Raw genomic sequence first — 2408 nt, forward strand, 5'->3', positions numbered from 1 at the left:
GCACACCACCGAGCCGCCGCCGCGCTATTCCGAAGCCTCGCTGATCAAGAAGCTGGAAGAACTCGGCATCGGCCGGCCCTCCACGTACACGGCGATCCTGAAGACGCTCGAGGACCGTGACTACGTCACCATCGACAAGCGCCGGCTGGTGCCGCAGGCCAAGGGCCGGCTGCTGTCGGCCTTTCTTGAAAGCTTCTTCAAGCGTTATGTCGAATACGACTTCACCGCGTCCCTCGAGGAAAAGCTCGACGAGATTTCCGACGGCAAGCTCGCCTGGAAGGACGTGCTGCGCGATTTCTGGAAGGATTTTTCCGGCGCCGTCGCCGACATCAAGGAACTGCGCGTCACCGACGTGCTCGACGCGCTCAATGAGGAACTGGCGCCGCTGGTGTTCCCGACGCGGGAGGACGGCTCCAATCCGCGCATCTGCCCGAAATGCGGCACCGGCAATCTGTCGCTGAAGCTCGGCAAGTTCGGCGCCTTTGTCGGCTGCTCGAACTATCCGGAATGCTCCTTCACCCGCCAGCTCGGCGATGCCGCCAATCCCAATGGCGAAAATGGCGGCGGCGAGGACGGCACCAAGGTCATCGGCAAGGACCCCTACACGTCAGAGGAAATCACGCTGCGCAGCGGTCGCTTCGGCCCCTATCTGCAGCGTGGCGACGGCAAGGAGGCCAAGCGTTCCAGCCTGCCCAAGGGCTGGACGGCCGAGTCGATCGACCACGAAAAGGCGCTGGCGCTGCTGTCGCTGCCGCGCGATGTCGGCCAGCATCCGGAAACCGCCAAGATGATCTCAGCCGGGCTCGGCCGCTACGGCCCGTTCGTGCTGCATGACGGCACCTATGCCAATCTCGAAAGCATCGAGGACGTGTTCTCGATCGGCCTCAACCGCGCCGTATCGGTGATCGCCGAGAAGCAGCTGAAGGGCAAGGGCGGCCGCAATGGCGGTACTGCCGCAGCGCTGAAGGAGCTTGGCGACCATCCCGATGGCGGCGGCAAGATCGTCGTGCGCGACGGCAAATACGGGCCTTACGTGAATTTCGGCAAGGTCAATGCTACGCTGCCCAAGGGCAAGGATCCGCAGTCGGTGACGATCGAGGATGCGCTGGCATTGATTGCCGAGAAAGAGGCCAAGGGCGGCGGCGGCAAGAAGCCGTTCCGAAAGGCAGCCGCGGCCAAGGCCCCGGCGACCAAGAAAGTGGCAGCCAAGAAGCCGGCTGCGAAGAAGCCGGCCGCGAAGAAAAAAGGATAGGACAGCGTGGCGCGCAAGATCACCGGCAGAACCCACGGCGATCCGCGCACCGCCGACACCAGAGCCAAGGTCAAGGACGACTACCGGCCCTCGCGTGACGAAATCCTGCGCTACATCGCCGAAAATCCCGATCGCGCCGGCAAACGCGACATCGCCAAGGCGTTCGCACTGCGCGGCGACGACCGCATCTGGCTGAAGGATATTTTGCGCGACTTGCAGGACGAAGGCGTCCTCACCAAGGAGCGCAAGGGGCTGGCTCGCGTCGGTGCCCTGCCCCATGTCACGGTCCTCGATATTTTCGACCGCGATGCCGATGGCGTGCTCTTGGCCCGTCCTACCGAACACACGGCCAATGGGCCGCCGCCCATCGTCTCCATCCGCCTGTCGCGCAGTGGCAGTGGACCGGCGCCCGGCATTGGCGACCGCGTGCTGGCCAAGACCTTTCCGGCCGACGACACGAACGTCGCCCTGGGCGGCCCCGCCTACACCGGGCGGGTGGTGAAGATTTTCGAAAAACGTACCGATGCCGTGCTCGGTGTCTTTCGCATCTTGCAGGACGGCACCTTCCGCATCGAGCCGGTGGAACGGCGCCAGCCCGAACTGATCGTCGACAAGGAATTCCAGAACGGCGCCAAGAACGGTGACCTGGTGGAGGTCGAGCCGGCGCGGGCTTCCCGCTATGGGCTGCCGAGGGCCAAGGTGCTCAACGTGCTGGGCTCTCTGACCAGCGAAAAGGCGGTCTCGATGATCGCCATCCACGCGCACGACATTCCGCATATCTTCCCGGCCGACGTCATCGCAGAATCCGAAGCGGTCAAGCCGGCGACGCTGGATCACCGCGAGGATTGGCGCGACCTGCCGCTGATCACCATCGATCCGGCCGACGCCAAGGACCATGACGACGCCGTCTTCGCCACGCCGGATCTCGACGAGAAGAACCCCGGCGGCGTGGTTGCCACTGTCGCAATCGCCGACGTCGCCGCCTATGTGCGCTACGGCACGGCGCTCGACCGCGAAGCATTGAAGCGCGGCAATTCGGTCTATTTCCCGGATCGCGTCGTGCCGATGCTGCCCGAGCGCATCTCCAACGATCTCTGCTCGCTGCGGGAGGGCCAGGACCGTCCGGCGCTCGCCGTGCGCATGGTTTTTTCAGCCG

General features: G+C 64.6%; 2 protein-coding genes. Both read left to right on the plus strand.

Annotated elements, in window-relative coordinates; all coding sequences use genetic code 11:
- A partial coding sequence (locus tag EN906_RS31035) for a topoisomerase C-terminal repeat-containing protein (protein WP_206529211.1) occupies positions 1-1252 on the plus strand: 1252 nt, incomplete at its 5' end.
- Between the two features lie 6 nt (positions 1253-1258).
- Positions 1259-2408 (plus strand): ribonuclease R family protein (locus tag EN906_RS31040; RefSeq protein WP_127375640.1); only part of this gene is annotated, 1150 nt, incomplete at its 3' end.

This window comes from Mesorhizobium sp. M7A.F.Ca.CA.004.06.1.1, from assembly GCF_003999135.1.
In the GTDB taxonomy this organism is placed as follows: Bacteria; Pseudomonadota; Alphaproteobacteria; order Rhizobiales; family Rhizobiaceae; genus Mesorhizobium.